The sequence below is a fragment of the Noviluteimonas caseinilytica genome, assembly GCF_018406605.1.
Taxonomy (GTDB): Bacteria; Pseudomonadota; Gammaproteobacteria; order Xanthomonadales; family Xanthomonadaceae; genus Noviluteimonas; species Noviluteimonas caseinilytica.
The window spans coordinates 1,451,478-1,475,544 of sequence record NZ_AP024545.1; the positions used below are offsets into that span (position 1 = coordinate 1,451,478).

General features: G+C 65.8%; 15 protein-coding genes, 2 tRNA genes, 2 rRNA genes and 2 pseudogenes. 12 read left to right on the forward strand and 9 right to left on the reverse strand.

The annotated features are described in order from the left end of the window. Positions 1–55 precede the first annotated feature (55 nt). Positions 56–1,942, forward strand: a complete 1,887-nt coding sequence (gene speA, locus LYSCAS_RS07060) for an arginine decarboxylase (protein WP_213437090.1) — start codon at positions 56–58, stop codon at positions 1,940–1,942. A gap of 86 nt (positions 1,943–2,028) precedes the next feature. Here speA and LYSCAS_RS07065 read toward each other — a convergent pair whose 3' ends face one another. From LYSCAS_RS07065 to radC, 5 genes are read right to left on the reverse strand one after another with little or no spacing between them, the layout of a single operon-like run. After that, on the reverse strand, positions 2,029–2,787 hold the full coding sequence (locus LYSCAS_RS07065) for an SDR family NAD(P)-dependent oxidoreductase (protein ID WP_213437092.1): 759 nt from the start codon (positions 2,785–2,787) through the stop codon (positions 2,029–2,031). A 7-nt stretch (positions 2,788–2,794) separates the two neighbouring features. After that, entirely contained in the window at positions 2,795–3,358 is a 564-nt protein-coding gene (locus LYSCAS_RS07070; RefSeq protein WP_213437094.1) for a methyltransferase family protein, read from the reverse strand. Between the two features lie 16 nt (positions 3,359–3,374). Continuing rightward, the gene (locus tag LYSCAS_RS07075) at positions 3,375–4,112 is read right to left on the reverse strand and encodes an SPOR domain-containing protein (protein WP_213437096.1); all 738 of its coding nucleotides are present in this window, start codon (positions 4,110–4,112) and stop codon (positions 3,375–3,377) included. Then, entirely contained in the window at positions 4,112–5,803 is a 1,692-nt protein-coding gene (gene argS, locus LYSCAS_RS07080) for an arginine--tRNA ligase (RefSeq protein ID WP_213437098.1), read from the reverse strand. Before argS ends, LYSCAS_RS07075 begins: the two co-directional genes overlap by 1 nt. Positions 5,804–5,851: 48 nt before the next feature. Further along, complete coding sequence (gene radC / locus LYSCAS_RS07085; protein WP_213437100.1) at positions 5,852–6,526, reverse strand: RadC family protein; 675 nt, start codon at positions 6,524–6,526, stop codon at positions 5,852–5,854. A 110-nt stretch (positions 6,527–6,636) separates the two neighbouring features. Between radC and coaBC the strand changes: the two are divergent. The 3 genes and pseudogenes from coaBC (at position 6,637) to LYSCAS_RS07100 (ending at position 10,675) form a co-directional block, all read left to right on the forward strand. Continuing rightward, positions 6,637–7,847: pseudogene (gene coaBC, locus LYSCAS_RS07090) on the forward strand (bifunctional phosphopantothenoylcysteine decarboxylase/phosphopantothenate--cysteine ligase CoaBC). Positions 7,848–7,852: 5 nt separating this feature from the next. Further along, the gene (gene dut / locus LYSCAS_RS07095; RefSeq protein ID WP_213437102.1) at positions 7,853–8,317 is read left to right on the forward strand and encodes a dUTP diphosphatase; all 465 of its coding nucleotides are present in this window, start codon (positions 7,853–7,855) and stop codon (positions 8,315–8,317) included. A gap of 24 nt (positions 8,318–8,341) precedes the next feature. Beyond that, entirely contained in the window at positions 8,342–10,675 is a 2,334-nt protein-coding gene (locus LYSCAS_RS07100; protein ID WP_244858702.1) for a phosphomannomutase/phosphoglucomutase, read from the forward strand. A 36-nt stretch (positions 10,676–10,711) separates the two neighbouring features. Here the strand turns inward: LYSCAS_RS07100 and LYSCAS_RS07105 are convergent, their stop codons facing one another. Both LYSCAS_RS07105 and pyrE read right to left on the reverse strand, forming a co-directional pair. Beyond that, positions 10,712–11,398: a hypothetical protein gene (locus tag LYSCAS_RS07105; RefSeq protein WP_213437104.1), complete on the reverse strand. Its 687-nt coding sequence runs from the start codon at positions 11,396–11,398 to the stop codon at positions 10,712–10,714. Between the two features lie 21 nt (positions 11,399–11,419). Continuing rightward, the gene (gene pyrE / locus LYSCAS_RS07110; protein ID WP_213437106.1) at positions 11,420–12,076 is read right to left on the reverse strand and encodes an orotate phosphoribosyltransferase; all 657 of its coding nucleotides are present in this window, start codon (positions 12,074–12,076) and stop codon (positions 11,420–11,422) included. Between the two features lie 110 nt (positions 12,077–12,186). Between pyrE and LYSCAS_RS07115 the strand changes: the two genes are divergently transcribed. The 3 genes and pseudogenes from LYSCAS_RS07115 to LYSCAS_RS07125 form a co-directional block, all read left to right on the forward strand. Further along, positions 12,187–12,960: an exodeoxyribonuclease III gene (locus tag LYSCAS_RS07115; RefSeq protein WP_213437108.1), complete on the forward strand. Its 774-nt coding sequence runs from the start codon at positions 12,187–12,189 to the stop codon at positions 12,958–12,960. After that, positions 12,957–14,255 carry an AmpG family muropeptide MFS transporter gene (locus LYSCAS_RS07120; RefSeq protein WP_244858703.1) on the forward strand — a complete coding sequence of 433 codons (1,299 nt, stop codon included), beginning with the start codon at positions 12,957–12,959 and terminating at the stop codon, positions 14,253–14,255. Before LYSCAS_RS07115 ends, LYSCAS_RS07120 begins: the two co-directional genes overlap by 4 nt. A gap of 85 nt (positions 14,256–14,340) precedes the next feature. Further along, a pseudogene (locus LYSCAS_RS07125) lies at positions 14,341–14,547 on the forward strand (hypothetical protein); the annotation flags it as partial. Between the two features lie 94 nt (positions 14,548–14,641). On the opposite strand, the gene LYSCAS_RS07130 reads toward LYSCAS_RS07125, so the two are convergent. After that, complete coding sequence (locus LYSCAS_RS07130; protein ID WP_213437110.1) at positions 14,642–15,760, reverse strand: anhydro-N-acetylmuramic acid kinase; 1,119 nt, start codon at positions 15,758–15,760, stop codon at positions 14,642–14,644. A gap of 57 nt (positions 15,761–15,817) precedes the next feature. Next, positions 15,818–17,245, reverse strand: coding sequence for a peptidoglycan DD-metalloendopeptidase family protein (locus LYSCAS_RS07135; protein WP_213437112.1), 1,428 nt, complete (start codon positions 17,243–17,245; stop codon positions 15,818–15,820). Positions 17,246–17,440: 195 nt separating this feature from the next. Here LYSCAS_RS07135 and tyrS point away from each other — a divergent pair, with 195 nt between their 5' ends. The 5 genes from tyrS (at position 17,441) to LYSCAS_RS07160 (ending at position 24,008) form a co-directional block, all read left to right on the forward strand. Beyond that, positions 17,441–18,655: a tyrosine--tRNA ligase gene (gene tyrS / locus LYSCAS_RS07140; RefSeq protein ID WP_213437675.1), complete on the forward strand. Its 1,215-nt coding sequence runs from the start codon at positions 17,441–17,443 to the stop codon at positions 18,653–18,655. Between the two features lie 463 nt (positions 18,656–19,118). Then, a 16S ribosomal RNA gene (locus tag LYSCAS_RS07145) occupies positions 19,119–20,663 on the forward strand. A gap of 73 nt (positions 20,664–20,736) precedes the next feature. Then, positions 20,737–20,812 (forward strand) — tRNA-Ala (locus LYSCAS_RS07150). A 22-nt stretch (positions 20,813–20,834) separates the two neighbouring features. Beyond that, positions 20,835–20,911: transfer RNA gene (locus tag LYSCAS_RS07155), tRNA-Ile, on the forward strand. A gap of 218 nt (positions 20,912–21,129) precedes the next feature. After that, positions 21,130–24,008, forward strand: a 23S ribosomal RNA gene (locus LYSCAS_RS07160). Together the 16S and 23S rRNA genes with 2 tRNA genes alongside form the textbook arrangement of a ribosomal RNA operon. The last annotated feature ends 59 nt before the right edge of the window (positions 24,009–24,067 follow it).

Genomic DNA, 24,067 nt, shown 5'->3' on the forward strand with positions numbered 1-24,067 from the left:
TTCGGCCCCCGGGCGGTACACTGCGCGCCCTTTTTTCCCAGACGGAACGCTGCCGATGAGCGCCTGGTCCCTCGACCACGCCCGCAAGACCTATTCGATCCCGCATTGGTCGGAAGGGTATTTCGACATCGACGGCGCCGGCCGCGTGACGGTGAGCCCGCGCGGCGCGCAGGGCCCGGCGATCGCGCTGGCCGAGGTCGTGGACAAGGCCAAGGCCAACGGCGCCAAGCTGCCGCTGCTGGTGCGCTTCCCCGACATCCTCGGCGACCGCCTGGGCAAGCTGCAGGCTGCGTTCGCGCAGGCGCAGGCCGACTGGGACTACAAGGGCGGCTACACCGCCGTCTATCCGATCAAGGTCAACCAGCACCAGGGCGTCGCCGGCACGCTGGCCTCACACGCGGGCGAAGGCTTCGGCCTGGAAGCGGGCAGCAAGCCGGAACTGATGGCGGTGCTGGCGCTGAGCCGGCCGGGCGGGCTGATCGTCTGCAACGGCTACAAGGATCGCGAATACATTCGTTTGGCTTTGATCGGTCGCAAGCTCGGCCTGCAGACCTTCATCGTGGTCGAGAAGCCCAGCGAGCTGAAGCTGATCATCGAGGAAGCGCAGGCGCTGGGCGTGCGGCCGGGCATCGGCGTGCGCATGCGCCTGGCCTCGCTGGGCGCGGGCAAGTGGCAGAACAGCGGTGGCGACAAGGCGAAGTTCGGATTGTCGCCGCGCCAGGTGCTGGACCTGTGGAAGACGCTGCGCGACAACGGCTACGGCGATTGCCTCGGCCTGCTGCATTTCCACATGGGCTCGCAGATCTCCAACGTGCGCGACATCGCCAACGGCATGCGCGAGGCGGTGCGGTATTTCATCGAACTGTCGAAGCTCGGCGCGCAGGTCCAGTACATGGACGTGGGCGGCGGGCTGGGCATCGATTACGAAGGCACGCGTTCGCGCAGCTACTGCTCGATCAACTACGGCGTGGCGCAGTACGCGAACAACATCGTGCAGCCGCTCGCCGAAGCCTGCGAAGCCAACGGCCTGGCGCCGCCGCGCATCGTGACCGAATGCGGCCGCGCGATGACGGCGCACCACGCGGTGCTGGTGGCCAACGTGGCGGAAGTGGAGGAAGCGCCGGAAGGCCGCGTCCCGCCCGCGCACGACGACGAACCCGCGGTGATCCGCCACCTGCGCGAGATCCACGACGAACTGGACCAGCGCCCGGCGGTGGAACTCTTCCACGACGCGCAGCACCACCATGGCGAAGGCCTGTCGCTGTATGCGCTCGGGCAGATCGACCTGACGCATCGCGCGCGCATCGACGACCTGTTCTATGCGATCGCGCATGCCGTGCGTGCGCGGCTGGACGTGGGCGAGAAGTCGCACCGCGACCTGCTCGATGAGTTGAACGAGCGCCTCGTCGACAAGTACTTCGTCAACTTCAGCGTGTTCGAATCGATGCCGGACGTGTGGGCGATCGACCAGGTGTTCCCGATCGTGCCGATCGAGCGCCTGGACGAAGCGCCGTCGCGCCGCGGCGTGATCGCGGACATGACGTGCGACAGCGACGGCAAGATCGATACCTACGTGGAAAACGAAGGCCTCGATTCTTCGTTGCCGCTGCATGCGCTGAAGCATGGCGAGGTGTACCGGCTGGGCTTCTTCCTGGTCGGTGCGTACCAGGAAATCCTGGGCGACATCCACAACCTGTTCGGCGACACCGATGCGGTGGAAGTGCATCTGGACGGCAACGGGTATGCGATGAGCCAGCAGCGCCGCGGCGACACGACGGACGTGATGCTGGATTACGTCGGCTACAAGCTCGACGTGCTGCGCGCGGAATATGCGAAGAAGGTGGATGCCGCGAAGTTGCCGGCCGACGAAAGCGCGCGGATGAAGGACGCGCTCGAGTCGGGGCTGACGGCGTATACCTACCTGAGCGACGAGCCGGTCTGAGCCCTGCCGTCATTCCCGCGAAAGCGGGAATCCAGGCCGGTGCGGCGATCCGACAGGTGGATTCCCGCCTTCGCGGGAATGACGACCTAATTGCGCGCGATCTGGAAGCCGGCGAAGGATTGGCTCGTCGGCATCATTTCCAGGCGGTTGATGTTGATGTGCGGCGGCTGCGTGGCGATCCAGTGGATCGTCGCGGCGATGTCGTCCGCCGTCATCGGCTGCGCGCCCTTGTAGAGCGTGTCGGACGCGGCCTGGTCGCCGTGCGTGCGCACCAGCGTGAATTCGGTTTCCGCCATGCCGGGCTCCAGCGCCGTCACGCGCACGCCGGTGCCGTGCAGGTCCGCGCGCAGGCCCAGCGAGAACTGCGAGACGAACGCTTTCGTGCCCCCGTAGACGTTGCCGCCGGCGTAGGGATACGTGGCCGCGGTGGAGCTCACGTTGATGATCGTGCCCTTGCGCTCGATCAGTGTCGGCAACAACGCATGCGTGAGCACGACGAGCGCGCGCACGTTGGTGTCGATCATCACCCGCCAGTCCTGCAGGTCCGCGCGCTGCGCGGGCAGGGTGCCTTGTGCGAGGCCGGCGTTGTTCACCAGCAGGTCGATGTCGCGGAAGTCCGCCGGCAGGGCCTCGAGCGCGGCGCGCATGGCGGGTTCGTCGCGGACATCGAAGACGGCGGGATGCACGTGCGCGGCGCCGAGTTCGTCGACCAGCGCCTGCAGGCGTTCCGCGCGACGGCCCGTGGCGACGACGCGCCAGCCATCGGCGACGAAGCGACGCGTGGCGGCCAGGCCGAAACCGGAAGTCGCGCCGGTGATGAAGGCGGTGCGTTGCGTCGTCGTCATGCCGGGGTTACCAGAGGTGGGGAATGAGGCGCTTGGTGTCGCGCGCGTAATCGGGCCACGCGTCGGGGAAGGCGTCGGCGAGCATGCGTTCCTCGACGTGGATGCGCCACAGGAACGCAGCGATGATCGGCACGATCGCGACGAGCGCCGGCAACCATGCACCGACACCGAAACCGAAGCCGACGACCGTCAGCAACGCGCCGGTGTACGAAGGATGCCGCAGCAGGCGATACGGCCCGCGCCGGATGAGCGACTGCCCGGGCTGGATCGCGATGTCGACGGTGAAGTACTGCGCGAGCGTATGCACCGACCACCAGCGCAACACGAGGCCATCGATCATCAGCAGCATGCCGACGACGACGTAGCGCCAGTCGCGCGAGGCGAGCTGGCCGTCGTCGCGCATCGCCAGCCACACGGACAGCGCGATGCTCGCGCCGATGACGACGATGAGGAGGTCGAGGGTGCCGCGGTCGCGGGTTTTGTTCGCGTCGCCGGAACGACGCCGCCCGATCCAGGCCTGGCTGACCGCCCAGACGATGCACAACGCGGTGAAGGCGTGCGCGAGCGTCATGGGCGGTGCGCGCGCGTCAGCGTGCCTTGATCGCCAGCGCGGGCAAGCCGCCGCTGCCGAGGCGACGCTTGGCGTCGGCGAGTTCCGACGCGCTGCCGTACGGGCCCATGCGCACGCGGAAGACGGTCTTGTCGGCGATCTGCGCGGATTCGACGCGCGCGGACAGACCGAGCAACGCGATCTTCGCCTTGACGGCTTCGGCGTCGCCGCTGGCCTGGAATGCACCGGCCTGCAGCAGGTAATGCGCGCCGTCGTCCTTCGGCTTGTCGGCGGAAACGGTTGCGGTGGCAGGCACGGCGGCCGCGGTGGCGGGCTGCTGCGCATTCACGGCGACGGGCGTGGCGACGTCGGCGGGCTTCGCGGCGTCGACCGGCAAGGCGGCCTTGTCGGCGCGCGCGGCTTCGGCGCGCTCGGTGGCCGCCAGCTCCGCATCGGACAGCGCGACTTCGTTCGACGGCAGCAGCGTGTAGAAGTCGTACGTCGTCAGCTTGGGCTTGGCGGTCTGCGCCGCGGCCGGTTGTGCGTCTTCGGGGACGATGGCGTCATCGTCGTCCGCGCTTGCGTTGGCCACCGGCCGCGCATCGGGATTGGGCTTGGGACGGAAGAAACCGTCGTCCGCATTCCCGTGCATGAGCTTGGGCACGCCGACGATCAGCACCACGCCGAGCACCAGGCCGATGCCGAGCCAGAGCCACGGGGGATTGGAATTGCCGCCGTTGCGCTTCGCCTGCGACTTGCCGCGTCTTGCCGCCATCACATCTTCTCCGGGGCGGAAACGCCCAGCAGGTCCAACCCGTTCTTCAGCACCTGTCCGGTGCCGACGCACAACGCGAGTCGAGCATCGCGCGTGCCGCCATCTTCCACCAGGATGGCCTGCGCGTGGTACCAACCGTGGAAGGCATTCGCCAATTCACGCAGGTATTGCGCGATGGCGTGCGGTTCCAGCGTCTCGGCCGCCGAGGCCACTTCTTCCGGGTAACGCGCCAGCGCGACCAGCAGCGCCTGCGCGTGGGCGTCTTCGGCCAGCACGTGCAGGTGCGTCAGGCCGTTGGCGAGGTCGAGGGTGTAACCCTTCTCCTTCGCCTGGCGCTGCAGGCTGCAGACGCGGGCGTGCGCGTACTGCACGTAGAACACCGGGTTGTCGTTGCTCTGCGAGCGCGCCAGGTCGATGTCGAAGGTGAGCTGCGAGTCGTGCTTGCGCGCGATCAGGAACCAGCGCGTGGCATCGCGGCCCACTTCCTCCACCAGGTCGCGCAGCGTCAGGTAACTGCCGGCGCGCTTGGAGAGCTTCACTTCTTCGCCGCCGCGCATGACGGTGACCATCTGGTGCAGCACGTATTCCGGCCAGCCCTTCGGGATGCCGGCGTCCAGCGCCTGCAGGCCCGCAAGCACGCGTTGCAGCGAACCGTGGTGGTCCGCGCCGAGCTCGGTGATGGCGCGCTCGTAGCCGCGCTGCCACTTGGAGCGGTGGTAGGCGACGTCGGGCACGAAGTACGTGTACGTGCCGTCGGACTTGCGCATCACGCGGTCCTTGTCGTCGCCGAAGTCGGTGGTGCGCAGCCACAGCGCGCCGCCTTCCTCGTACGTGTGGCCGTGCGCGACGAGTTCGCGCACCGTCTCTTCGACGCGGCCCTGCGTGTACAGCGAGGACTCCAGGAAATACACGTCGAACGCCACGCCGTAGGCGGCGAGGTCGGCGTTCTGTTCGCGGCGCAGGTAGGCGACGGCGAACGCGCGGATGGCGTCGAGGTCGGCCGGATCCTTCGCGCCGTGGACGATGTGGTCTTCGAACTCCACCGTCTCGCCGCGCAGGTACGCCTGCGCCACGTCGTTGATGTAGTCGCCGCGGTAGCCGTCTTCCGGCCAGCCGGCGTCATCCGGACCCTTGCCTTGCGCGCGCGCCTGCACCGAGCGGGCGAGGTTGTCGATCTGCACGCCGGCATCGTTGTAGTAGAACTCGCGCATCACGCGCCAGCCGTTGGCATCCAGCACGCGCGCGATGCAATCGCCGATGGCCGCCGCGCGGCCGTGGCCGACATGCAGCGGGCCGGTGGGATTGGCCGACACGTATTCGACGCCGACGGTGTGGCCCGCGCCGCTTTCGTTGCGGCCATAGGCGTTGCCGCGCGCGACGATCTCGCGCAGCTCGCGCGCATACGCCTCGGGCGCGAGGTGGAAATTGATGAAGCCGGGGCCGGCGATCTCGACCTTCGCCACGTCGTCCGAGGCGGGCAACGCGGCGACCAGGGCCTGCGCGAGCGCGCGCGGGTTGGTGCGCGCGGCCTTGGCGAGGACCATCGCGGCATTGGTGGAGAAGTCGCCGTGCGTGCGGTCCTTCGGGCGCTCCACCACGAAGGCGGGGGCGTCGGCGTCGGGCGGAAGCGTGCCCGCGGTGCGCAGGGCGGCGATGCCCTGGTCGATGAGGGCGCGGAGGGAGGATTTCACTGCGGATGCCAGAGGCGGGTGCGACGGCCGCATAGTCTAAGCCACGCATCACAGCTTCCCTCGTGCGGCCATCGAGACGGGTGGACCGTCGGCGACGATGAAATGGTCGAGCAGCCGCACGTCCACCAGTTCCAGCGCGGCACGCAGGCGGCGCGTGATGGCCTGGTCGCTGCCGCTGGGTTCGGGATTCCCGCTGGGATGGTTGTGGCCGACGATCACGGCCGAGGCGTTGTAGGCCAGGGCGCGGCGCGCGACTTCGCGCGGGTAGATCTCCGCGCGGTCCACGGTGCCGCGGAACAGTTCCTCGAAGGCCAGCGTGCGGTGCTTGGTGTCCAGGAACAGCGCGGCGAAGGTTTCCGATGGGTGGTGGCGCAGCCGGCGGGCGAAGTAGTCGCCGGCGATGGCGGTGTCGCCGATCGACTGGCCGCGCAGCTGGGTGGCGGCGAAGTGCCGGTGGCCCAGTTCCAGCGCGCCGACCAGCAGGCAGGCCCGCGCCGGGCCGATGCCGGGCAGTTCCGCCAGTTCCAGCGGCGTGCGTTCGAGCAGGGTGCGCAGCGGGCCGTGCGCATTCAGCAGGTCGCGCGCGATGGCCACCGCGTCCCGGCCGCGCAGGCCGGAGCCGAGGAAGACGGCGAGCAATTCGGCGTCGGACAACGCGCCGGCGCCTTGCGCGGAGAGTTTTTCACGGGGTCGATCGTCGGGGGACCAGTCGCGGATTCGCATGGGCCCAGCATCGCGGGACGGCCGCGGGAGGCGTATCGGGGGACCGGAGGGCATCGGGTAAGCTGTCGCCCGATTCCAGTGTGGGAAATCCCCGAGGGGCGTCGTCCGTCATGCAGGAACCGATCGCCCCGCTGCAGTCGCGCCGCGTGTTGTTGTGCGTGTGCGGCGGCATCGCTGCCTACAAGTCGGCCGACTTGGTCCGCCGCCTGCGCGATGCGGGGGCGACCGTCCAGGTGGCGATGACCGAGAACGCGCAGCGCTTCGTCGGCGCGCAGACCTTCCAGGCCTTGTCCGGCAGCCCGGTGCGCACGTCGCTGTGGGATGCCGCGGCCGAAGCGGCCATGGGCCACCTCGAACTCGCGCACTGGGCCGATTTCGTCGTGATCGCCCCCGCCACCGCCAACACGATCGCGAAGCTCGCCCACGGGTTCGCCGACGACCTCGTCAGCACCTTGTGCCTGGCCACCACCGCGCCTGTCACGATCGCGCCCGCGATGAACCACCGCATGTGGCTGCACGCGGCCACGCAGGCGAACGTGGCGGTGTTGCGCGAACGCGGCGTGCGCGTCGTCGGACCGAACGACGGCCCGCTCGCCGAAGGCGAATCCGGCCCGGGCCGCATGGCCGAACCGCTGGAAATCGTGGCCGCGCTGTCCGGGGCGACGGCTTGAGCCTGGCCGGCACCCGCGTGCTGGTCAGCGCCGGGCCGACGTACGAGGACCTCGATCCCGTGCGTTTCATCGGCAACCGCAGCAGCGGCAAGATGGGGTTCGCGATCGCCGCAGCAGCGGCGCGACGCGGCGCGGACGCGGTGCTCGTCGCCGGGCCCGTTCACCTGAAGACACCCGATGGCGTGCGCCGCATCGACGTGCGTTCCGCCGCGCAGATGCACGCCACGGTGCTCGGTGCGCTGCCGGCGGATGTCTACATCGGCGCCGCGGCCGTCGCCGATTTCACGCCACGCAACGTCGCACCGGCAAAGATCAAGAAGCAGCCGGGGCACGACACGCTGACGCTCGAACTGGTGCGCACGCCCGACATCCTCGCGGACGTCGCGACGCACCTGCGCCGGCCGCGCCTGGTCGTCGGCTTCGCGGCCGAGACCGACGATGTCGCGCACAACGCGCGCGGCAAGCTGGATTCGAAGCGGGTGGACGCCATCGCGGCCAATCGCGTCGGCGTTGCAGGCAGCGGGTTCGAGAGCGACGACAACGCGCTCACCATTTACTGGCGTGGCGGTGAGATCGCGCTCGGCCCCGCGCCGAAAACGACCATCGCCGACGCGCTCATGGATTTCATCGAGGAACGACTGGCATCGTGACGCTTATGACCCACGTGAAAACGCTTGAAGTCAAGATCCTCGATCCGCGCTTCGGCGACGAATGGCCGATGCCGGCCTACGCGACCGAATCCAGCGCGGGCCTGGACCTGCGCGCCGCGCTCGACGCCCCGCTGCTGCTGGCGCCGGGCGATGCCGCGCTGATCCCGTCGGGCCTGGCCATCCATCTCGCCGATCCGGCGCTGTGCGCGGTGGTCCTGCCGCGGTCGGGCCTGGGCCACCGGCACGGGATCGTGCTCGGCAACGGCACCGGGTTGATCGATGCGGACTACCAGGGCCCGCTGATGATCAGTACATGGAACCGCGGCCGCGAGGCCTTCACGATCCAGCCGGGCGATCGCATCGCGCAGCTGGTGGTCTTGCCCATCGTGCGCGCGACGCTGCAGGTGGTGGATACTTTCGAGGCAAGCGTGCGCGGCGAAGGTGGCTTCGGCCACACCGGCGTGCGCTGACCCAAAGGGGATGGGAATACAACGATGACCGAGCACGACCACGCCGAACCGGCGAAGCGCAAATTCGACGTCACCAACGCCATGCGGCCGATGTTGCCCGCGATCGCGCTGGTCGCCCTGCTGATCGCCGCGTGGCTGGCGTGGAGCGGGTTCGTCGCCTTCCGCGCCGAGCAGCGCGAATCCTCGTTGCTGCGCACGCGCGATGCGACGGCGATGACGATCGCCGCGGCGGTCGGCAAGGATCTCGAACAACTGTCCACGCGCGCGGCCTCCGCGCCGGCGACGGCCGCGCTGGCGTCGGGCGATCTCGCCGCGGCGGGCAAGGTGATCGGCGACGGCTGGGCGGGCGTTGAAAAGGTGGAAGTGCTGGGCGGGGATTTCGACGCGGCGTATGCCGGGTTGCCTGACGCCGGTTACGGCAAGCTCGGCCTCGTCGAATCGGCGATGTCCGAGAACAAGCCGATCGCGGCGCTGGTGCGCGATGCGGGCGGGCCGAAGCTGGGCCTGGCCGCGCCGATGTTCCAGGGCGGCAAGACGACGGCCGTGGCCTACGTGCGCATGCCGCTGGCGCTCGCCACCGGTGCGCTGGATTCGGCGAACGTGGACGATGCGAGTTACCTCGCGCTGCGCCAGGGCAGCTTCAGCGTCGTGGAGCGCGGCGACAAGACGCTCGCGTCGGGCGCCGAAGTCCGCGCAACGCCGATCCGCGGCACGCAGTGGCGCCTCGCCGCGGGCCTGCCCGATGCGGGCGCCGCGCCGTTCGGCCTCGGCGCGATCCCGTGCTTCGCCGTCGCCATCGTGCTGCTGGCCTTGTCGTTGCTCGCATGGCGCGCCAGCAAGCGTCCCGGTGCCGCCGTGGTCGCGGACGACGTGCACGTCGCCGCGCCGACGCTCGCCGATCACCTGCACCAGGCGCCGGCGGCCGTCGTGCCGATGGCGAAGGTCAAGGACGTGGTGGTGCCGATCAAGGGCGCGCCGGTGCTGATCGACAAGGGCATCTTCCGCGCGTACGACATCCGCGGCATCGTCGGGAAGACGCTCGACATCGGCGTCGCCGAGCTCATCGGCCAGGCGATCGGTTCGCTGATGGCGGACAAGGGCCTGTCCGACATCGTGGTCGGCCGCGACGGTCGCCTGTCGGGACCGGACATGGTCGGCGGCCTGGCGGAAGGTTTGCGCAAGGCGGGCCGCAACGTCATCGACATCGGCATGGCGGCCACGCCGGTCGTGTACTTCGCCGCCTACCAGCTGCGCACCGGTTGCTGCGTGGCCGTCACCGGCAGCCACAATCCGCCGGACTACAACGGCTTCAAGATCGTCATCGGCGGCGAAACGCTGTCGGGCAACGCGATCACCGACCTCTACGCGCGCATCGCCGAAGACCGCCTGCACGAAGCAGCGAGCCAGGGCAACTGGCAGCAGCGCGACGTGTCGGCCGATTACATCGAACGCATCACGTCCGACGTGCAGCTGGATCGCCGCCTCAAAGTGGTGGTGGACGCGGGCAACGGCGTCGCCGGTGCGATCGCGCCGCAGGTGCTCACGTCCATCGGCGCCGAAGTCACGCCGCTGTTCTGCGAAGTGGACGGCACGTTCCCCAACCACCATCCCGATCCGAGCGAAGCGCACAACCTCGAAAGCCTCATCCAGATGGTCAAGCGCCTGGACGCGGACGTGGGCATCGCCTTCGACGGCGACGGCGATCGCCTGGGCGTGGTGACGAAGGATGGCCACAACATCTTCCCGGACCGCCTGTTGATGCTGTTCGCGGCCGACGTGCTGGAGCGCAATCCCGGCGCGGTGATCGTGTACGACGTGAAGTGCACCGGCCGCCTGCCGGGCCAGATCCTGCGCCACGGCGGCAGCCCGCTGATGTGGAAGACGGGCCATTCGCTGATCAAGGCCAAGATGCGCGAGACCGATGCCGAGCTCGCGGGCGAGATGAGCGGGCACTTCTTCTTCAAGGAGCGCTGGTTCGGGTTCGACGACGGCATCTATGCCGCGGCGCGCCTGCTGGAAATCCTCGCCAGCCGCAGCCAGTCGCCGAGCGAAACGCTCGACGCGCTGCCCGACGGCGTGTCGACGCCGGAGATCAAGGTGGATGCGCCGGAAGGCGATCCGCATGCGTTCGTCGAAGCGTTCCGTGCGCGCGCGAAGTTCGAGGGCGCGCGCCTGTCGACGATCGATGGCCTGCGCGTGGACTGGCCGGACGGTTGGGGCCTGGTGCGCGCGTCCAACACCACGCCGGTGCTGGTGATGCGTTTCGACGGCGATTCGCGCGATGCGCTCACGCGCATCCAGAACGCGTTCCGCGAGCAGCTGCTTGCGATGAAGCCGGACCTCAAGCTGCCGTTCTGACCGAACGGCAGCGCGGTTGATCGCGGGGTGTCGCGATCAGCCGCCGGTCGGCGCGGCGGTGGCGGGCTGTGCGGAAGCCGCCTGGCCCTGCTTGATCTCGCGATAGCGCGCGAGCACCTGTTCCAGTTCGTCGTCCAGCTTGGCGCGGTCGCCTTGCTGCTGCGTGTACATGCGTTCGCGGCGGCCCAGTTCGGCGTGCTGCGTGGCGATGTTGTTGCGCATGATCTCGGGCACGGGCTTGCCGGCCAGTTCGAGTTCGCCGGCCTGGCGCAGCAGGCCGACCAGCGTCTGGCGCAGGGCCGACACGCCGATGCTGGAGGCCTTCAAGGTTTCGTCCAGCAGGTCGATGCGTTCCTGGAACGCCTTGCGCAGGTCGTTCTCGGTGGCATACGACTCGACGATCGCCATTTCGCGGCGCATGCGCGCGGCGTCGGTCTCCGCCTGCGTGGCGGCGGCGGCCTTGGCGGCATCGGCGGCGGCTTGTTCTTCCGGCGTCAGCGCGCGGGCGACTTCGCCGACGCGGCGGCCGCTGCGTTCGCTGTATTCGGCGCGATGGTTGCCGGCCGCTTCGGCGGGCAGCGCATCGCCGCAGACCTTGCGGCCGTTGTCGTCCCAGCAATAGAGCTTCTTGCCGGACGACGCAGCCTGTGCGTGCGCGCCGCCCGAGGTGGCGAGCAATGCAACGGCGATGAGTGAAGCGTTGATCCTGATGTTGGCAGGCATGGTGCAGCCCCTGTTCTGCAGTCAACCAGCGGTGGTGCCGTAGCGCGCCCGGTAAGCCAGCAGCGCGTCGCGGTGGCCGACAAGGTCCGCGCTTTCGCCCGCGAACGCAAGCAGGTCGGCGAGCGTGGCCACCGCCACGACGGGCAGTCCGTGTTCGTCGGAAACCGCCTGCGCGGCGGACTGGGCGTGCTCTTCGCTGGCGCGTTCCTGCCGGTCCAGTGCGATCACGATGCCGGCGGGCAGGCCGCCCACTTCGCCGATGATGCCGAGCGCTTCGCGGATGGCGGTGCCGGCGGTGATCACGTCGTCGACGATCAGCACGCGGCGCCCCGTCATCGATGCGCCGATGAGCGTGCCGCCTTCGCCGTGCGCCTTGGCTTCCTTCCGGTTGAAGGCGAGGGGCACGTCGCGGCCGCGGCGGGCGAATTCGCAGGCCAGGGCGGTGGCGAGCGGGATGCCTTTGTAGGCGGGGCCGAAGAGGACGTCGAATTCGAGGCCGGCCTCGTCCAGGGCGTCGGCGTAGCAGGCCGCCAGTTCCGCGAGGGCCGCGCCGCCGTCGAAGCGGCCGGCGTTGAAGAAATAGGGACTGACGCGGCCGGACTTGAGCGTGAATTCGCCGAAGCGCAGTGCCTGGACGCGCAGGGCCAGGGCGAGGAAGCGGGCGCGGTGGTCGGTCACGGGCGGGGTCCGGCGGCGGGAATGCCGCGCATGATAAGACCCGCGGCGCGCACGCCTCCCGATTGTGTGAATCCGCTACGCTTGGGCGAGTCGCTTCCACCCGGATCCAGATGCGCATCGTCAGCTTCAACGCCAACGGCGTCCGCTCGGCCGCCAGCAAGGGGTTCTTCGATTGGTTCGCCGGCCAGGACGCGGATGTCCTGTGCCTGCAGGAAACCAAGGCGCAGGAGCACCAGATCTCCGGGCCCGACTTCGTGCCCGAGGGCTATCGTGCGTGGTACCGCGACGCCTCGACGAAGAAGGGCTACAGCGGCGTGGCGATCTATGCGCGCCGCCAGCCCGACGAGGTGCGCACGGGCCTGGGCTGGGCGCCGTTCGACGATGAAGGGCGCTACATCGAGGCACGCTTCGGGAACTTGAGCGTGGTGTCGTTCTACATCCCTTCGGGATCGTCGGGCGAACTGCGCCAGGGCTTCAAATTCGAAGTGATGGAGTGGCTGCGGCCGATCCTCCACCACTGGCTGCACAGCGGCCGCGACTACGTGCTGTGCGGCGACTGGAACATCGTGCGCAGCGAACTGGACATCCGGAACTGGAAGTCCAACCAGAAGAATTCCGGCTGCCTGCCGCGCGAACGCGACTGGCTCAACGACCTGTGCGCCGACACCCACGGCTGGGTGGACGCGTACCGCGCGCTGCACGCCGACGGCCAGGACTACACCTGGTGGAGCAACCGCGGCGCGGCGCGCGCGAAGAACGTGGGGTGGCGCATCGATTACCAGTTCTGCACGCCGTCGCTGCGGGACAAGTTGCGGGCGTGCGCGATCCATCCGTCGCCGCGGTTCTCGGACCACGCGCCGTTCGTCGTGGATTACGCGTTGTGAGCGTGGCCGGAGCGGCGAAACCCGCGAAGCCTTCGGTCTGGAAAGCGTTCACGCAGCCTGCCGCGTGGACGATGTTTTTCTTCGGGTTCGCCTCGGGGCTGCCGTTCCTGCTGGTCGCCGGCACGCTGGCGTACTGGTTGAAGGAAAACAACATCGAGCTGAAGGAAATCACGATCATCGCGAGCGCGGGCATGACGTATGCGCTCAAGTTCCTGTGGGCGCCGTTGCTCGACCACACGCAACTGCCGCTGTTCTCGCGGCTGGGGCAGCGGCGCGGGTGGCTGCTGTTCGCGCAGCTGGCGGTGATCGCGGGCTTGCTGGGCATGTCGCTGGTGACGCCTGCGCAGCTCGGGATCTTCGTCGTGTTCACCCTGGTGGTGGCGTTCTTCGGCGCGACGCAGGACATCGCGGTGGATGCTTACCGCATCGAGATCGGGCCGCCGGCGGTGCAGGGCGCGCTCGTGGCGACGTATTCGCTCGGTTATCGCATCGCGCTGATCGTGACCGGCGCGTTCGCGCTGTTCATGGCCGACCACATGCCGTGGGCGGCCGTGTACCAGGTGCTCGCGGGATTGATGCTGCTGCCGGTCGTCGTGACGCTGCTGGCGCGCGAACCCGACGTGATTCGCAAGGCGCCCGCGGACTGGAACGAAGCGATGCGCGTGAGCATCATCGAGCCGTTCACCGATTTCTTCCGCCGTTACGGCGCGCAGACGGCGCTGCTGACGCTCGCCTTCATCCTGCTGTTCAAGATCCCCGAGCAGGCGCTGGTGGGCGGGATCATGAGCCCGTTCTACCTGGCGATGGATTTCACCAAGACCCAGATCGGTGCGATCACCAAGATCTACGGGATCTGGATGGGGATCCTCGGCGTGTTCCTCGGCGGCATGGCGATCGCGCGCTGGGGCGTGCGGCGGCCGCTGCTGGCTTCGATCGTGTTGTGCGCGAGCTGCAACCTGCTCTACGTCTGGCTGATCGGGCACAAGGGGAGCCTCGCGGCGCTGACCCTGGTGATCTCCGCCGAAAACCTGACGCTGGGCTTCCTCGGCACCGCCGCCGTGGCGTTCCTGTCGGCGCTGGTGAACCGGCAGCACACGGCGACGCAATACGCGCTGTTGAGTTCGATGGTGAACCTGCCGGGCAAGGTGCTCGGGGTGTTCGCCGGCGGCATCGTCGAAGCGACCAGCTATTCCACGTACTTCATCATCGCGACGCTGGCCGTGTTGCCGGCGACGTTCCTGTTCCTGTACCTGTGGCCCAGGTTCCGGCACATCGACGTGCCGCCGGACCGCTGAGCCAGCCGGCCGTCGGCGACGAGCGGTGGGTGCCGCTCGTCCCGCTGTTGGTGCCGTTTTTCGTTCTTCGCCTAGAGGAGGACGCATGACCGACCTGGTGTTGCGCGACATCGATCCGGAGCTCGCCGATCGCATCAAGCGGTTGTCCTCGGCCCGTGGCTGGGCGATGCACGACACGTTGCGCATCCTCATGGAGCAGGGGCTGTATGCCTGCGAGGCAGGCATGGACGTGCACTTCAGCGATCCCGAAGCGAACGCGTTGCTGGAAGCGATCAAGGCGCTCGAAACGGTCGCCGACGACCAGGGCTTCGGATTGATCGGCCGCGCGCCGGCACCGCCGCCGCCGCAACACATCCTCGATCGTTGGGCCGAGGACTGATCCGCCGCTAGTCCTGGCGCGGATACACCACGCCGAGCACACGCGGGCCGCGTGCGCCGGTCACCGCAGGCACGTTGCCTGGACGCCCGGCCAGCGCTTCGCGCGCGAGCCACGCGAACGCCATCGCTTCGACGAAATCCGGATCCAGGCCGTGCGCGGCAGTGGATTCCACGTGCACACCCGGCAGGTGCGCGGCGATGCGCGCGAGCAGGTGCGGGTTGTGCACGCCGCCGCCGCAGGCGAGCACGCGACGCGTCGCAGGTTGGGTGGCGCGCAACGCGTCGACGACGGTGGTGGCGGTGAGTTCGAGGAGCGTGGCTTGGACGTCTTCGGGGGATTCGTCGCCGGACAGGCGGGCTTCCACCCACGCGAGATGGAATTGTTCGCGGCCGCTGCTCTTCGGCGGCGGCGTTGCGAACCACGGTTCGTCGCGCAGGCGTGCGAGCAGTGCGGCATCGACGGTGCCGCGTGCGGCGAACGCGCCGTGCGCGTCGTACGGCGTGCCGAGGTGGCGATCGCACCAGGCGTCCATCAACGCATTCGCGGGACCCGTGTCGAAACCGCGGACGTCGCCAACCGCAGGCAACAAGGTGAAATTGGCGATGCCGCCGAGGTTGAGGACAGCGCGGTCTTCGTGCGCGTCGTGCAGCATCGCGGCGTGGAAGGCGGGCACGAGCGGTGCGCCCTGGCCGCCGGCGGCGACGTCGCGCCGGCGGAAATCGGCGACGGTGTCGATGCCGGTGCGTTCGGCGATGACGTTGCCGTCGCCGAGTTGCCAGGTGAACGGATGCGCGGCCTGCGGGCGATGGCGCACGGTCTGCCCGTGCGAGCCGAGGGAACGGACGTCGCGCGGGGCGGCGTGGGCGCGTTCGAGCAAGGCGAGTGCGGCATCGGCGAAGGCGTGCGCGATCTGCACGTCGAGGCCGCCGAGTTCGTCGAGGGAATTGGCGTGGCCGCCTTGTCCGAGCGCGACGAGGCGTTCGCGCAGCGCGGCATCCCAGGGAAACGTGTGGCCTTTCACCAGCGCGCAATGCGCGCCCTCGAACCGGACGAGCGCGACGTCGATGCCGTCGGCGCTGGTGCCGGAGATCAGGCCGAGATGGAGTTCTGCTGCGTCGCTCGCCATGGCGTGCTGCTGGGCGCGCGGGAGCCGCGCGCGGCGAGGATAGCGTCGATCAGCCGGTCAGGCTTTCTTCTGCTTCGCGGGCTTGGGGGCCGGCGCGGGTTCGGCGTCGGCGTAGATCACCTTCTCCACGCGCTGGATGCGGGCGAGGGCATTGGACGTCTGCGAACGGAACTGCGCGAGCGCGGCGCCGTTGAGCGGTTCCGGCGGCGGCATGGTGATCGACAGCGGATTGCGGTGCACGCCGTTGATGCGGAATTCGTAGTGCAGGTGCGGGCCGGTGGCCAGGCCCGTCATGCCGACGTAGCCGATCACGCGGCCCTGCGGGATCTTCTGGCCCTGCTTGATGTCGCCGAAGCGCGACATGTGGCCGTACAGCGTGGTGTAGCCGCGGCCGTGGTCGAGGATGACGGCGCGGCCGTAGCCGCCCTTCCAGCCGACGAACTGCACGCGTGCATCGCCGGCGGCCATGATCGGCGTGCCGGTGGACGCGGCGTAATCCACGCCCTGGTGCTGGCGCACCGTGCCGAGCACCGGATGGCGCCGCGAGCCGAAGCTCGAGGTGAGGCGCGCGTACGGGATCGGCATGCGGATGAAGGTTTTCTTCAGCGGACGGCCGTCGGCGGTGAAGTACTCGGCCTTGCCGCTGCGCTCGAAACGGAAGCCCGAATGGAGCGTGCCGCCGACGGTGAACGTGGCGGCCTGCACCGGGCCGGTGCGGATCAGTTCGCCGTCGCGCCAGGTCTGCTCGACGACGACGCTGAAGCGGTCGCTGGCGGCGACGTCGTCGTTGAAGTCGATGTCGTACTTGAAGATGTCGTCGGTCAGCGTGTTGATCGCGCCCGGCGACAGGCCCAGCTTGCGGGCGGAGTGGTAGAGCGACTTGCCGACGTTGCCGCTGATCACGACGGTGCGCGACTGCGTGGGACGCTCGATCACCTGCTGGGTGATCTTGTCGCCGTCGAAGGTGAGTTCGACGCGGTGCGTGTCGTCGCGGTCGTAACGGAAGGCGCGCAGGCCGCCACCGACCGGCAGGTCGAAGGCGAGCTCGGTGCCGGGCTTCATGCGCGTCAGCGCCTGCTTCGCGCCGGGCTGGTCGAGCATCGCGTGCATGGTGGCGGCGGGCAGGTCGAGGTCTTCGAACAGCGAGCCCAGGGTCTGGCCGCGCTCGACGCGGACGATCTGCCAGCTGTCGCCGGTCTGGCCACGCAGCTTGGCGAGCGGCAGCGGCGGCAGGGTGAGGGCGAGCGTGGTGCGGGTGGGGACGGGCGCGGCTGCGGCCTGCGAATTGGCCGGGAAGCCCGGGACAATGGCGGCGACGAGCGCGGCAAGGGTGGCGACCAGGCTGGCGTGGGCCCATTGGCGGCGGGTCCAGCGGCCGTTGAAACCGGCCGGGACGCGACGCGCGACCACGTCTTTATGGAGCGCGGCCTCGCGCAGGTTGTCGAGACGCGCGCGACGCGCATTGCCGATGCCGGACTTGCCCATGGTGTTGTCCCCTAAAAAACGGATTACGACCCCGTGAGGAAGACGTAACGGCGCTACCATAGTCACCGAAGCAACATGCGTCAAACCCTTGAGCGGGATGGTTTTTTTGTTTTAACCCCGCTTTAACGGTACCTTCACGGACCCGGTCACGGATCGGGACATTCCCACCAGCGTCCCCTTTCAAGAGCGTCATCCATCGTGTCGATCCAGGCAGCCCTCGAACTCATCGGCCGCGGCGCCGACGAAATCCTCAAGCGCGACGAACTCGAGGCCCGCCTCCAGCTCGGCCGTCCGCTGCGGATCAAGGCGGGCTTCGACCCCACCGCGCCGGACCTGCACCTGGGCCATACGGTCCTGCTCAACAAGATGCGGCAGTTCCAGGATCTCGGGCACCAGGTGATCTTCCTGATCGGGGACTTCACCGGGATGATCGGCGACCCGTCGGGCAAGAACGCCACCCGCAAGCCCCTCACCCGCGAGGACGTGGAGGCCAACGCCCGCACCTACGCCGACCAGGTGTTCAAGGTGCTGGATCGCGAGCGCACCGAATTGCGCTTCAACAGCGAGTGGTTCGGGGCGATGGGCGCGGCGGACATGATCCGCCTCGCGGGCCAGCACACCGTGGCGCGCATGCTGGAACGCGACGACTTCGCGAAGCGCTACGCCGCGCAGCAGTCCATCGCGATCCACGAATTCCTCTATCCCCTCGTGCAGGGCTACGACTCCGTTGCGTTGAAGAGCGACGTGGAGCTGGGCGGCACCGACCAGAAGTTCAATCTGTTGATGGGGCGCGGGCTGCAGGAACATTTCGGGCAGCCGCCGCAGATCGTGCTGACGATGCCGCTGCTCGAAGGGCTCGACGGCGTGCAGAAGATGAGCAAGTCGCTCGGGAATTACATCGGCATCGACGAGCCGGCGATCGACGTCGTCACCAAGACGATGAAGGTCGGCGATGCGTTGATGTGGCGCTGGATCGAACTATTGAGTTTCGACATCGGCGCTGCAGAAGCTGTGCGTTTGCGCGAGGAAGTGGCCAGTGGCGTGCTGAATCCGCGCGACGTCAAGCTGCGCCTGGCGCGCGAACTCGCCACGCGTTTCCACGGCGCCGCTGCCGCGGAAACCGCGATCGCGGGTTGGAATGCGGCAGTGCGCGGCGAAGGCGACATCGGCACGCTGCCGTTGACGGACGTTGTGGTTCCCTCGGAAGGCGTGCGCATCGCGGCGTTGCTTACGGCCGCTGGACTTGCGCCAAGCAATTCCGAAGCCAATCGCAAATTGAAAGAGCGCGCGGTGCGCGTGGACGGCGACGTGTTCGAAGATGCGCAGCGCGTGTTTTCGCCGGGATTCGAAGGGGTGATTGCGATCGGCAAGCGCAATTTCGCGCGAGTGCGTTTGCGCGCTGCGGATTGAAGCGGGCGTCGTTGTTGCAACCGCACGAATTTTTGTCGTGCAAGGGCTTCCACTCGCGCATCGGAATGCGTACAGTGCGCGCCCCGCATCGCCCACGGCATCCAACGCCGGCGCGGTGCGATTCGAGACGCTGAACCAAGCGCCCCGGACCCGGAAATTTTCATCATCCGGTGTTGACGTTCTTCGGAACGCCTGTATGATGTGCGGCTCGCTCAGGCACTTAGGTGCTCGGGCACGGAACGCGGCGCTGAGGCCGGTTCCGATGATCTTTGACAGTGTGCGCAGGTGACTTGTGCGGGCGTCTGGCGGGTGGAAAGTTGTCCATCTTGCAGACGTTCGTAACAGAGCAACAAGTCAATTCAAATGGCAAACAAGCAATTGTGAGCCAGCGAGTGATTTCTGCCTGGAGCGAAGTCTGCACTCAAAGCATAGGCGAAGGTCTTCGGACCGGAGTCGCAATACTTAAGTGAAGAGTTTGATCCTGGCTCAGAGTGAACGCTGGCGGCAGGCCTAACACATGCAAGTCGAACGGCAGCACAGCAGTAGCAATACTGTGGGTGGCGAGTGGCGGACGGGTGAGGAATACATGGGAATCTGCCCTGTCGTGGGGGATAACGTAGGGAAACTTACGCTAATACCGCATACGACCGGAAGGTGAAAGCGGCGGACCGCAAGGCGTCGCGCGACTGGATGAGCCCATGTCGGATTAGCTAGTTGGCGGGGTAAAGGCCCACCAAGGCGACGATCCGTAGCTGGTCTGAGAGGATGATCAGCCACACTGGAACTGAGACACGGTCCAGACTCCTACGGGAGGCAGCAGTGGGGAATATTGGACAATGGGCGCAAGCCTGATCCAGCCATGCCGCGTGAGTGAAGAAGGCCTTCGGGTTGTAAAGCTCTTTTGTCCGGAAAGAAAAGCTCTCGGTTAATACCCGGGGGTTCTGACGGTACCGGAAGAATAAGCACCGGCTAACTTCGTGCCAGCAGCCGCGGTAATACGAAGGGTGCAAGCGTTACTCGGAATTACTGGGCGTAAAGCGTGCGTAGGTGGTTCGTTAAGTCTGATGTGAAAGCCCTGGGCTCAACCTGGGAATGGCATTGGATACTGGCGATCTAGAGTGCGGTAGAGGGCAGTGGAATTCCCGGTGTAGCAGTGAAATGCGTAGAGATCGGGAGGAACATCTGTGGCGAAGGCGACTGCCTGGACCAGCACTGACACTGAGGCACGAAAGCGTGGGGAGCAAACAGGATTAGATACCCTGGTAGTCCACGCCCTAAACGATGCGAACTGGATGTTGGGTGCAACTAGGCACTCAGTATCGAAGCTAACGCGTTAAGTTCGCCGCCTGGGGAGTACGGTCGCAAGACTGAAACTCAAAGGAATTGACGGGGGCCCGCACAAGCGGTGGAGTATGTGGTTTAATTCGATGCAACGCGAAGAACCTTACCTGGCCTTGACATCCACGGAACTTTCCAGAGATGGATTGGTGCCTTCGGGAACCGTGAGACAGGTGCTGCATGGCTGTCGTCAGCTCGTGTCGTGAGATGTTGGGTTAAGTCCCGCAACGAGCGCAACCCTTGTCCCTAGTTGCCAGCACGTAATGGTGGGAACTCTAGGGAGACCGCCGGTGACAAACCGGAGGAAGGTGGGGATGACGTCAAGTCATCATGGCCCTTACGGCCAGGGCTACACACGTACTACAATGGAAAGGACAGAGGGCTGCAATCCCGCGAGGGTGAGCCAATCCCAGAAACCTTTTCTCAGTCCGGATTGGAGTCTGCAACTCGACTCCATGAAGTCGGAATCGCTAGTAATCGCAGATCAGCATTGCTGCGGTGAATACGTTCCCGGGCCTTGTACACACCGCCCGTCACACCATGGGAGTTTGTTGCACCAGAAGCAGGTAGCTTAACCTTCGGGAGGGCGCTTGCCACGGTGTGGCCGATGACTGGGGTGAAGTCGTAACAAGGTAGCCGTATCGGAAGGTGCGGCTGGATCACCTCCTTTAGAGACAAAAAGACAGCGCATTGCCTGTCAGGCGTCCGCACAAGTGACCTGCATTCAGAGCGTCCCGACCATCGGGGCCATAGCTCAGCTGGGAGAGCACCTGCTTTGCAAGCAGGGGGTCGTCGGTTCGATCCCGACTGGCTCCACCACCTCTACCTGGCTCGACTTTTTGGGTCTGTAGCTCAGGTGGTTAGAGCGCACCCCTGATAAGGGTGAGGCCGGTGGTTCGAGTCCTCCCAGACCCACCAACTCTGAATGTTTACTGCGCACACGAAGATCTGAAACGCGGACGGCGCTGAAGCCGGCCGCGTGTTCTTTGACAAATTGGATGTAGCGAGCGTTTTGAGACGAATGTCCATGACGTGTCGTAGAGGCTAAGGCGAGGTGCGAGAGCACCTTTATTGAAGTGTGATAGTCGTAATGTTCGCATGCGACGTATCGGCCCCGAGGCGACTTGGGGTGATATGGTCAAGCGAATAAGCGCACACGGTGGATGCCTTGGCGGTCAGAGGCGATGAAGGACGTGGCAGCCTGCGAAAAGTGTCGGGGAGCTGGCAACAAGCTTTGATCCGGCAATGTCCGAATGGGGAAACCCACCCGCAAGGGTATTGCATGGTGAATACATAGCCATGCAAGGCGAACCCGGGGAACTGAAATATCTAAGTACCCGGAGGAAAAGAAATCAACCGAGATTCCCTGAGTAGCGACGAGCGAACGGGGACTAGCCCAAAAGTCCGTACGGTTTTAGCAAAACACCTTGGGAAGGGTGGCCGTAGATGGTGACAGCCCAGTATGCGAAAGGGCCGTACGGATGAAATTGAGTAGGGCGGGGCACGTGAAACCCTGTCTGAACATGGGGGGACCATCCTCCAAGGCTAAATACTCCTGACCGACCGATAGTGAACCAGTACCGTGAGGGAAAGGCGAAAAGAACCCTGGTGAAGGGAGTGAAATAGATCCTGAAACCGTGTGCGTACAAGCAGTCGGAGCCCCTTCGTGGGGTGACGGCGTACCTTTTGTATAATGGGTCAGCGACTTACTGTTTGTGGCGAGCTTAACCGTATAGGGGAGGCGAAGGGAAACCGAGTCTGATAAGGGCGCATAGTCGCAGGCAGTAGACCCGAAACCGGGTGATCTAGTCATGCCCAGGGTGAAGGTTGAGTAACATCAACTGGAGGCCCGAACCCACTCCCGTTGCAAAGGTAGGGGATGAGGTGTGATTAGGAGTGAAAAGCTAATCGAACCCGGAGATAGCTGGTTCTCCTCGAAAGCTATTTAGGTAGCGCCTCGGACGAATACTGCTGGGGGTAGAGCACTGTTATGGCTAGGGGGTCATTGCGACTTACCAAACCATTGCAAACTCCGAATACCAGTACGTACTATCCGGGAGACACACGGCGGGTGCTAACGTTCGTCGTGAAAAGGGAAACAACCCAGACCCACAGCTAAGGTCCCAAATTTATCGCTCAGTGGTGAACGATGTGGAAAGGCACAGACAGCCAGGAGGTTGGCTTAGAAGCAGCCACCCTTTAAAGAAAGCGTAATAGCTCACTGGTCGAGTCGGTCTGCGCGGAAGATTTAACGGGGCTAAGCGATAAACCGAAGCTTGGGGTGCACGAGCAATCGTGCGCGGTAGAGGAGCGTTCCGTAAGCCGATGAAGGTGGATTGAGAAGTCTGCTGGAGGTATCGGAAGTGCGAATGCTGACATGAGTAACGATAATGGGGGTGAAAAGCCCCCACGCCGAAAGCCCAAGGTTTCCTTGCGCAACGTTCATCGGCGCAGGGTGAGTCGGCCCCTAAGGCGAGGCAGAAATGCGTAGTCGATGGAAAGCTGGTTAATATTCCAGCACCTCGCGTCAGTGCGATGGGGGGACGGAGAAGGGTAGGTGTACCGGGCGTTGGTTGTCCCGGGGAAAGCAGGTAGGCGGATCCTCTTGGCAAATCCGGAGGGTCATTACGCCGAGCAGCGAGACCAGGCCATTAGGCCGAAGTCACTGATCCCACGCTTCCAGGAAAAGCCCCTAAGCTTCAGCTGACGCAGACCGTACCGTAAACCGACACAGGTGGGCAGGATGAGAATTCTCAGGCGCTTGAGAGAACTCGGGTGAAGGAACTAGGCAACATGGCACCGTAACTTCGGGAGAAGGTGCACCGCTTCTGGTGGCCCATGCGGGCTATAGCTGGGAGCGGTCGCAGAAACCAGGCCGCTGCGACTGTTTATCAAAAACACAGCACTCTGCAAACACGAAAGTGGACGTATAGGGTGTGACGCCTGCCCGGTGCTGGAAGGTTAATTGATGGGGTCAGCCGCAAGGCGAAGCTCTTGATCGAAGCCCCAGTAAACGGCGGCCGTAACTATAACGGTCCTAAGGTAGCGAAATTCCTTGTCGGGTAAGTTCCGACCTGCACGAATGGCGTAACGACAGCGGCGCTGTCTCCACCCGAGACTCAGTGAAATTGAAATCGCTGTGAAGATGCAGCGTTCCCGCGGCAAGACGGAAAGACCCCGTGAACCTTTACTACAGCTTTACACTGAACGTTGAGTTCGTCTGTGTAGGATAGGTGGGAGCCTGTGAAACCGAGGCGCTAGCTTCGGTGGAGGCAACCTTGAAATACCACCCTGATGTGCTTGACGTTCTAACCTGGGCCCGTGATCCGGGTCGGGGACCGTGTATGGTGGGTAGTTTGACTGGGGCGGTCTCCTCCCAAAGAGTAACGGAGGAGCACGAAGGTACGCTCAGCGCGGTCGGACATCGCGCACTGTGTGCAAAGGCATAAGCGTGCTTGACTGCAAGAGCGACGGCTCAAGCAGGTACGAAAGTAGGTCTTAGTGATCCGGTGGTTCTGTATGGAAGGGCCATCGCTCAACGGATAAAAGGTACTCCGGGGATAACAGGCTGATACCGCCCAAGAGTTCATATCGACGGCGGTGTTTGGCACCTCGATGTCGGCTCATCACATCCTGGGGCTGTAGTCGGTCCCAAGGGTATGGCTGTTCGCCATTTAAAGTGGTACGCGAGCTGGGTTCAGAACGTCGTGAGACAGTTCGGTCCCTATCTGTCGTGGGCGTTGGAGATTTGAGAGGGGCTGCTCCTAGTACGAGAGGACCGGAGTGGACGAACCCCTGGTGTTCCGGTTGTCACGCCAGTGGCATTGCCGGGTAGCTACGTTCGGAAGCGATAACCGCTGAAAGCATCTAAGCGGGAAGCGCGCCTCAAGATGAGATCTCCCGGGACACAAGTCCCCTGAAGGAACCATCAAGACCAGGTGGTTGATAGGCAGGGTGTGTAAGCGGAGCAATCCGTTGAGCTAACCTGTACTAATGATCCGTGTGGCTTGACCATATCACCTCAAGTGGCCTTATCCTCGACAACACGTCGCAGGCATTCGTCCTCATCGCATC